7 protein-coding genes are annotated in these 8,273 nt (G+C 67.9%); 4 read left to right on the top strand and 3 right to left on the bottom strand.

What is annotated here, in order from left to right; translation table 11 throughout:
- Window positions 1-93: 93 nt before the first annotated feature.
- The gene (locus VNN10_01115; protein HXH20597.1) at window positions 94-1,191 is read left to right on the top strand and encodes an IS5 family transposase; all 1,098 of its coding nucleotides are present in this window, start codon (window positions 94-96) and stop codon (window positions 1,189-1,191) included.
- A gap of 744 nt (window positions 1,192-1,935) precedes the next feature.
- Entirely contained in the window at window positions 1,936-3,126 is a 1,191-nt protein-coding gene (locus VNN10_01110) for a hypothetical protein (GenBank protein HXH20596.1), read from the top strand.
- A gap of 36 nt (window positions 3,127-3,162) precedes the next feature.
- Here the strand turns inward: VNN10_01110 and VNN10_01105 are convergent, their stop codons facing one another.
- The gene (locus tag VNN10_01105; protein HXH20595.1) at window positions 3,163-4,296 is read right to left on the bottom strand and encodes a M23 family metallopeptidase; all 1,134 of its coding nucleotides are present in this window, start codon (window positions 4,294-4,296) and stop codon (window positions 3,163-3,165) included.
- An 87-nt stretch (window positions 4,297-4,383) separates the two neighbouring features.
- On the opposite strand from VNN10_01105, the gene VNN10_01100 reads away from it, so the two are divergent.
- Together VNN10_01100 and VNN10_01095 are read left to right on the top strand one after the other, a co-directional pair.
- Window positions 4,384-5,517, top strand: a complete 1,134-nt coding sequence (locus VNN10_01100) for a hypothetical protein (GenBank protein HXH20594.1) — start codon at window positions 4,384-4,386, stop codon at window positions 5,515-5,517.
- Window positions 5,518-5,628: 111 nt separating this feature from the next.
- A complete protein-coding gene (locus tag VNN10_01095) occupies window positions 5,629-6,606 on the top strand; it encodes an NAD(P)-dependent oxidoreductase (GenBank protein HXH20593.1) in 978 nt (325 codons plus the stop codon).
- Between the two features lie 111 nt (window positions 6,607-6,717).
- Here the strand turns inward: VNN10_01095 and VNN10_01090 are convergent, their stop codons facing one another.
- Window positions 6,718-7,557: an alpha/beta hydrolase gene (locus VNN10_01090; protein HXH20592.1), complete on the bottom strand. Its 840-nt coding sequence runs from the start codon at window positions 7,555-7,557 to the stop codon at window positions 6,718-6,720.
- A 31-nt stretch (window positions 7,558-7,588) separates the two neighbouring features.
- On the bottom strand, window positions 7,589-8,273 hold a 685-nt coding region (locus VNN10_01085; GenBank protein HXH20591.1), incomplete at its 5' end, for a CoA transferase.

Below are 8,273 nucleotides of genomic sequence, written 5' to 3'. Positions count from 1 at the left end.
TAGCAGGGTGTTGAAAAAGGCTGAGCAAGGGATCGATTGTTGGCGTGGGCGGGGCTAGGATGATGCTGGCGGGGAAAGCGAGGAGGTCATCCCATGCGCGGCGACCGCGACGAGCAGCTCTGGGCGCTCACTCCCCTCACGCCAGAATCCTTCGTCCCCGAAGACCATCCCATCCGTGCCTTGCGCCGCCTCGCCGACGCGGCGCTGGCCAAGCTCTCGCCCACCTTCCGCAGCATGTATGCCCCCTTAGGCCGGCCATCGGTCGCGCCGGAGCGCTTGCTCAAGGCGATGCTGCTCATGGCGTTCTACTCCATCCGCTCCGAGCGCCAGCTCTGCGAGCGGCTGCGCTACGACCTGCTGTTCAAGTACTTCCTGGGCCTGCAGATCGCCGAGGAGGTGTTCGACCACTCCACCTTCTCCAAGAACCGGCAGCGGCTCCTGAACCACGACGTGAGCCGGCGCTTCTTCCTGGCCGTGCGTGAGGAAGCGGAGCAGCGGCAACTGCTCTCCGCCGAGCACTTCACGGTCGACGGCACCCTGCTCGATGCCTGGGCATCGATGAAGAGCATGCGGCGGCGCGACGAGGATGGCGGCGGTCGGTCCGAGGGCGGCGGCCGCAACCAGAGCGTGGACTTCCGGGGGCAGAGGCGGCGCAACGAGACGCACGTCTCGCGCACGGACCCGGAGGCGCGGCTGGCGAAGAAGGCGCGTGGCGAGGGGGCGCGGCTGGCTTATGCCGGGCACGTGCTCATGGAGAACCGCAACGGGCTGGTGGTGGACATCGAGCTCACGCAGGCCACGGGGCGGGCAGAGCGAGAGGCGGCACTGCGCATGCTGGACCGGCTGAAGAGACGGCGTAGGCGCATCACCCTGGGCGCCGACAAGGGCTACGACAGCCGCGAATTCGTGCAGGAGCTACGCCGGCGGCAGGTTACGCCGCACGTGGCCCAGAACGAGAGCGGCCGGCGCAGCGCCGTGGACGGCCGCACCACCAGTTGGGGGAGCTACCAGCGCAGCCAGAAAGTGCGCAAGCGGGTGGAGGAGATCTTTGGCTGGGTGAAGACGGTGGCCGGGGGCAGCAAGCTACGCTTCATCGGCCTTGCCCGCAACCGGCTTTGGGCGGAGGTGACGGCCGCCGCCTACAACCTCGTGCGCGTCGTGCGACTGGAGGCCGCCCCGCAGGCCGCGTAACAGAATCAGCCCCGCTCGTCCCGCGACTCCAAAGCAAACCCCGCCCCCAGACACACGCTCACCCTCGCCGATTCCTGACAGCCGACACGGACGCACCGCCTCCTCACCTACACTTCTTCAACACCCTGCTAGGCGCGGAACCGCGGAATTCGGACACACTCGCGCATCCAGACATCCGGACATCCGTGAAGCAGGATGGTGCTGACCCGCGGGACGGGCGCCTATGCTTCCGTCGCGGGCAGGGCTGCCCGGCTTTTCGCAATATCGGGGAAACCCTTATGCGAATAAAGTTGACAGTTCCGAAATGCCCTACCTATACTCAGCGCGGCTAAAGGCTGGTGGGGCGGTTAACCTAACCGCCCCGCGCGGCGTTAATAGTGTGTGGTAGCCCTTCGGCGGGGTTAGTGGTTTGCGTCGCCTCGCGGCGGGGCGGCGGAAACCCTCAGGGCGACCCCCAAATCCTGGGGAAGCCTGGCTATCCCCACTCGGAGGTGCTTTGTTTTGAGGCCGAGCCACCCCACTCATTCCGTTCTCGAGTCCTCTCGCAGCAAGGCGTTGGTTGTGTTCGCTGCTCTAGGCGGGCTCGTCGCCATCGCACTCGGCGCCCTTTCAGCTTCCGCTGATCCTCAGTCGCTTTTCCCGTTGGAGAACACTATCGTTCCAGGTACTCCAACCGACTCCGTTCGGATTGTTGCGCGCTTCAGCGACGACGACACAGGTACGACTACCGAAGCGCTCAGCGTCATGGTCTTGCCCGCGTCCGGCGGAGCCAACCTGACGCTCCTGCTCTGTGCCACTGCTGGCGCGAATGGCGTTATCGACACGGTTCCGACAGCTACCGGGGCCCTCGCAGTGCACGCCAACGACGAAGTGTGTCAGGGAAGCCCGACTGACAGCGACGGTTTCCCGAACGTCTTCGCCCTGACTGAGGCGGCCGTGAACGGTCTGGACGCTGATGGAGCTTCTGACCAGATCCTGATAGTCCTCCAGTTCACGGCGCCGGCGTGCACGACGCAGTTGTACGCCTTCAGCGCGACACAAGACGGCTCGACTATACCGGGCGGCGAAGCGGTCGCCTGCTCCCCCGTACCAACCGCCACACCAACGTCTGCCGCGCCCACGGCCACGCCCAGTGGTCTGACAGAAGCGGAGCGCAATTGCGGCCCTCCGCCGGGCCAGGCTACCTTCGAGGCTCTCGGCTGCACCGTAGTGGTCACCGCGGACCCGAACGTCATCCACTGCCACGGGCGTTCGACCATCACTGCCAGCGTCCGGAACAGGGCAGGTCACGTAGTGCCGGGGTTTGGCTTCCACTTTGCGGTCGACAACGGTCTGCTGACCGTCGTCCCGAACACTGCCAGTACCGAGGTCGCGACGGCAATCCTTGAGCTCTTCCCCACGATGCCGAGCGCGACCGTGATTGTCAGCGTTGGCCGGACTCAACCGGGCACGGTCGAGCAGGAGGTCTTGGGCCACGCTACGGTCCAGAACTACTGCCCCAGTTCCAGCACGACGGCCGGACTAATCGGCCTGCGTGCCTCTTCGCCAACAGTGGCTTGTGGGGGTAGGGTATTCGTCGCTGCGACGGTAAAGGACACGTTGGGCAACCCGGTGCCGGATGGCACCGAGATCACCTTCCTTGCCAGCCAGGGCAGCGTGAAGGACGAGTTCGTATCGACCTCCGGGACGCCGACGCCCGGCGGCAGCAGCCCGAGCGTCAAGGTGCCCACCCGCGGCGGCGTGGCCAACATCATCTACACCGCCGACGGCGGGGCAGCCGGGATCGTGACGATCACCGCGGCCTCCGGCGCCGCATTCGGTTCGATCGACCTGTCGGTCTGCCCGAGCGGCACCGCCGGGGTGGGCGTCAGGCCGCCGAACACCGGCGCGCGGATCACGCCTCCGAGCACGGGAGATGCCGGCCTGACGGATTGACTCAGGCCCACGACGGGAAGTGCGCGGCCGGCCGCATCAGCGGCCGGCCGCTCTCGTTGGGGAGGCGAGCGGCCTGGGGCCGCCTGACTGCGCTGGCTGGGCGCCTGGAGCGGACCCGCCGCCAAGCGGCACGGGCGTGCCGCGCTGCGGCGGGGCCGTGGGCGAGGGGCGCCACATCGTCGGCGTTGGTGTGGGCGGTACGGGAGTGGGCGTCTGCTGGCGAGCGCGGTAGCGCGCGATCGTGGCGTCCGAGTTCGGCAGGGTGCGCATCGTGCGGAAGTCGAGCCAGCAGAAGAAGGTCTCCTGCGTTTCGCCGCGGGCGATCGTCGCCTCCAGGCGGAATCGCACCGCCTGGCCGCTGGCGGTGGCTGCCCGCTCGAAACGGACCTGCAGCGCAAGCGGACCGGCCTCCACCAGTTCGGGGAATGGCGCGCCGGCCCCGGCGCCCTCCGGCGCTATCGAGGCGGCGACGATGCGGGCTTCGCCGGGTCCCGCCGGCTTGAACTCGACGCGCACAGTCGAAGCCGGGTCGGCCCGGATGGCCCGGTCGCGGCAGTCGCCGGGGTCGGTCCTGGGGCCGAAGCGGACTTCCTGCTGCGCCGGCAGGAAGCGCAGCGGGTCCACAGCCACGCCGTCCACCTGCACTTCGAAGTGCAGGTGCTTGCCGTCCGCAGCGCCACTGTCGCCGCCCAGGCCAAGGAGGTCACCCTGGCGCACCTCCTGCCCCTCCTGGACGGCGATCTCCGAGAGGTGGCCGTAGAGCGTGCTCAGCCCGCCTTCGTGCTCCAATACGACGTGGTAGCCGTAGGAGCAGCACGCGTTTCCGCCCGCGAACGACACCCTTCCGGCCGCGCTGGCGAAAATCGGCGACTCCTCCCCCCAATCGAGGCTGATGTCGATCCCTGTCGGGTGGCCGAGGCCGAAGTAGCTGGTCAGGATGCCCGTGGCGGGCCAGGCGAACGTGCTCTCGCGGGTGACGGCGATGGCTATGGACGGCGCCTCGGGGACGGCGAGTTCAGGCGCGGTGTCCTTTGGCGGCAGCGCGGCCGTGGCGGCATCCGCCGGAAGGCCTTCGTCTGCCGGCGCGGAAGGAGCCCGGTCCGTCCGTAGGAGCAGGAGGACCGCCACAGCCAGGGCGGCGCCGCAGAAGACGCCCAGTCGATACCTCATCTACTGAAGTCTCGGCAGGCTGAGCCCGGGAGCGAGGTGCCGGACGGGCGTGCGCCGAGGGGACTGCTCCCGTAGGATCGACGAGGCATGGCACTTGAGATATTACAGGTCGGTAGCAGCCGCGAGAGGGAGCGCTTCCTTCGCTTGCCCTGGCGCCTCTATCGCGAGGACCCGGCCTGGGTGCCGAACCTGCTCGTCCTGCAGCGCGAGGTAATCGACTCCCGGAAGAACCCTTTCTTCGAGCATGGCGAGGCCCAGCTGTTCCTGGCGCTCCGCGACGGCGAGCCCGTGGGCCGCATCAGCGCCCACATTGACCGCCTGCACAACGAGTTTCACGGCGAGCGTACGGGGTTTTTCGGCTTCTTCGAGTCGGTCGACGACCCGGAGGTAGCCTCCTCGCTCTTCCAGGCCGCCGAACGCTGGCTGGCGGAACGAGGCATGGACTGTGCGCGCGGGCCGATGAACTTCAGCGTCAACGAAGAGGTAGGGATGCTCGTAGAGGGCTTCGAGCATCCGCCGATGATCGCGATGACGCATGCGCTGCCGTACTACGGCGCCCTGGTCGAGGGCGCCGGCTACGCGAAGGCCATCGACCTCTATGCCTACCGCTGGGACATCAAGGAGCCGCCGGCCCGCATGATGAAGGTGGTCGAGGCCGCGCGCTCCGTCCCGGCCGTCAAAGTGCGCACCGTGGACATGCGAAACCTGCGTCGGGATGTCGATATCCTCCTCGATATCTACAACGACGCCTGGAAAGACAACTGGGGCTACGTGCCCGCGACGGCCCGCGAGGCACACAAGATGGCCTCCGACCTGCGCCTCATCGCCGACCCGAACATCGGCATCATCGCCGAGGTGAACGGCGAGCCGGCGGGCATGATCCTGGGCCTGCCGAACCTCTACGAGGCCATCCGCGACTTTCACGGCTACCTCAACCCCTGGAACGCCCTGAAGCTCGTGTGGCGGCTCAAAGTGCGAAAGCTGGAGACCGGCAGGCTCTTGTTGTTCGGCGTGAAGCAAAAGTTCCGGCGCTCGCGAGACCTCGTCGGCCTCCCCTTCCTGCTTCTCCACGAGCTCTACCTCGGCAGCAGGAAAGGGCGCTACAAGTGGGGGGAGATGTCCTGGGTGCTGGAGAACAACGGCGCCCTGAACGCGATCATGCCCTACTGGGATGCGTACGTGTACAAGCGCTACCGCATCTACGAGAAGGCGCTGACATGAATCCCTGGCAGAAGAGTAGAACGTGCAGGCGAGTTACATGGCGTCGGCTGCCAGGCGAGTCGGACTGGGTGTCCTGAGGAAGGCTGGCGCCGGCCCTGATTGCAGGTGGTGATGAAGGTACTGATTACGGGCGCTAACGGTTTCCTCGGGTCCCACGTGGCCGACAGACTGGCAGCGGCCGGGCACGACCTCCGGCTGCTGCTGCGGCGCACCAGCCGCACGGACTTCATCGACGGGTTGGCCTTCCAGCGCGCTGAGGGTGACATCCGCGACCCGGCCTCCCTCGAGGCGGCCGTAGAGGGCGTCGATGGCGTGGTCCACTGCGCGGGGCTTACGACGGCGCTGTCAGAGCGCGAGTACCGACAGGTCAACGAGGAAGGCACTCGGTCGCTGGTCGAGGCCGCGGCGCGCGCCGGCGTCAACCGCTTCGTCTATATCTCGAGCCTGGCGGCCCAGGGCCCCAGTCCCGACGGCGCCTTCTACGACCCCATGGAGGTGGAGCCCAGCCCGCGCAGTCCCTACGGCAAGTCGAAGCTCGCGGGCGAACGCCAGGTCCTGGCCCGGGCCGGGGATATGACCGTCGTTTCCCTGCGCTGCCCCGTAATCTACGGTCCGCGGGACCGTGCCTTGCTGCCGCTCTACCGGCTCGTGCGCTTCCGCATCATGCCCCTGTACGGTGATGGCCAGCACCAGATCTCCTGGGTCTACGTCAAAGACGCCGCCTCCGCCATCGCCTGCTGCCTCGAGGGCGAGGTGCAATCCGGGAGCATCTACACGATCTCGGATGGCGGGCGCCACACCTGGCGCAAGCTAGCGATGATGGCTGGCGAGGTGCTGGGCCGCAAGCCTCTCATGGTCCCGGTGCCCGGCAGCCTCTATGCGGTTGCCGGGCTGGCGGGCAGCGCCGCGAGCGCAGTCATCCGCAGGGCCCTGCCCCTCAACCGGCACAGGGTGAGGGAGTTCGCGCAGCAGTACTGGGTCTGCGGCCACGAGCGCATAACCCGCGAGCTGGGCTGGGAGCCTGCTTACCTGCCCGACGCGGGCCTGCGCGAGACGTTGGCCTGGTATCGCGAGCGCCGCTGGTTGTAGCCGGCCGGGATTGTCTTCAGGACTGCGGCTCTTCGGCCCGCCCGCTGCTCGAAGGCCTACTCGGGCTTGCGCTCGCCGCCAGGTGCGGCCGGACGCCGACGCGGGCCAGGCTTACTCGCGCAAGAACGCCCTGACCTCCGCCTCGAGCTCCCTCGGGCGGTCCATGGGCACGGGGTGCCCGGAGCCTTCGATTACGACCAGGCGGCCGTTCGGGATCGCGGCCGCCTCCTTCTCCGCGACCTCCTGTGTCAGCACGTTGCTCACACCTCCGCGGACGACTAGGGTCGGCGCCGTGATGCGCGGCAGGCGGTCCCACAGGTCCTCGGGACGCCAGAGCCGCGGAGCGTCCGGGCTGTACTTCCAGGTCCACTTGCCGCTCGAGAGTTGGCGAGCGTTGTTGGTCACTCTGTGCCGGATCATCTCGTCGGAGGCGATCTGGTTTAGCTGGCGTGCCTGCCGGAACATCTCCTCGACGGAATCGAACTCGGTCTGCGCTGGCTGCTCGACGCCTCGACGTTCGCCGGAAGGCGGGCCTTCCTGGCGCCGTTGCATCGCCGGCGGGATATCGATCGGCACCGCCTTCACCACGCGGTCCGGGTACTTGGAGGCGAAGCCGAGGGTGTTGTGAGCCCCCATCGAAAGGCCGATGAGCACGAAACGGTCGAGGCCCCAGAGGTCCGCAAGGGCGCGCACGTCCTCCACGTAGTCGTCGCCGGCGTAGGAGGGCGGGTCCGGCCACTGCGTGTCTCCGTGCCCGCGCTGGTCGAGGGCGAAGACGCGATACTCGTCCTGGAAGGCGTCACAGAAGACGTCCCACATCCGCGCCAGCCCCGTGAGGCCGTGGAGCACGATCATCGGCGGTGAGGTAGGCCGGCCCCATTCGAGGTAATGGAAGCGCAAGCCGCGCGCCTCGATCGTCTTCTCCTGATATCCCGTCGTTTGGATGGTCATGCGCTTCCTCCTGGCCGGTTGACGTCGGTCGCTATATCCCGGCGGCTATGCTGCCTTCCGGGTACTGGGGCTCGTCCGCGGTGGCATTGACTTCGTACAGGCGCTGCACCTCCGCCTCTGACATGCCCAGGAGTTGTCCCAGCACCTCCCGAGTGTGCTCCGCGAACATGGGCGCGTGGCGGCGGACCCGCGCCGGTGTGCGCGACAGCTTCCAGCCAAAGCCGGGATAGGGTAGCACGCCGGCGTCCGGGTGCTCGATGTGTACGAGATAGCCGCGCTGGTGCAGGTGCGGGTCCGTCACGACCTCCCAGTTGGCCAGCACAGGCCCAGCGGCCACGCCCGCGGCCTGGAGCCGCCTGGCCGCTTCGCGGTGGTCGAGGTCGGCGCACCATGCCCGGATGGAGGCATCGATCTCGTCATGGGCGGCCCTGCGGCCCTCCATGGACGCGAGGTCAGCGCGCAGGGCGAGGTCCTCGCGGCCCATGACGCTGCAGAGCGAGCGCCACTCGTCAGCGTCGCGCACCGTGAGCACGAGCCAGCTATCCTCGCCGAAGCAGGGGTAGACGCCCTGGGGCGCGTGGACGGGGCTGCGCGAGCCCATCGGTTGGCGGACCGTGCCGTTGAGGCTGTAGTCCATGATCGCCTCGCAGAAGAAGCCGGCGGCGCCCTCGTTCAGGGAGATGTCGATGAACTGGCCCTTGCCGGTGCGGCGGCGG

The organism is Dehalococcoidia bacterium, from assembly GCA_035574915.1.
Classification (GTDB): Bacteria; Chloroflexota; Dehalococcoidia; order DSTF01; family WHTK01; genus DATLYJ01.
The sequence above is the reverse complement of the archived record's forward strand: the minus strand, read 5'-3'. Positions and strand labels throughout refer to the sequence as shown.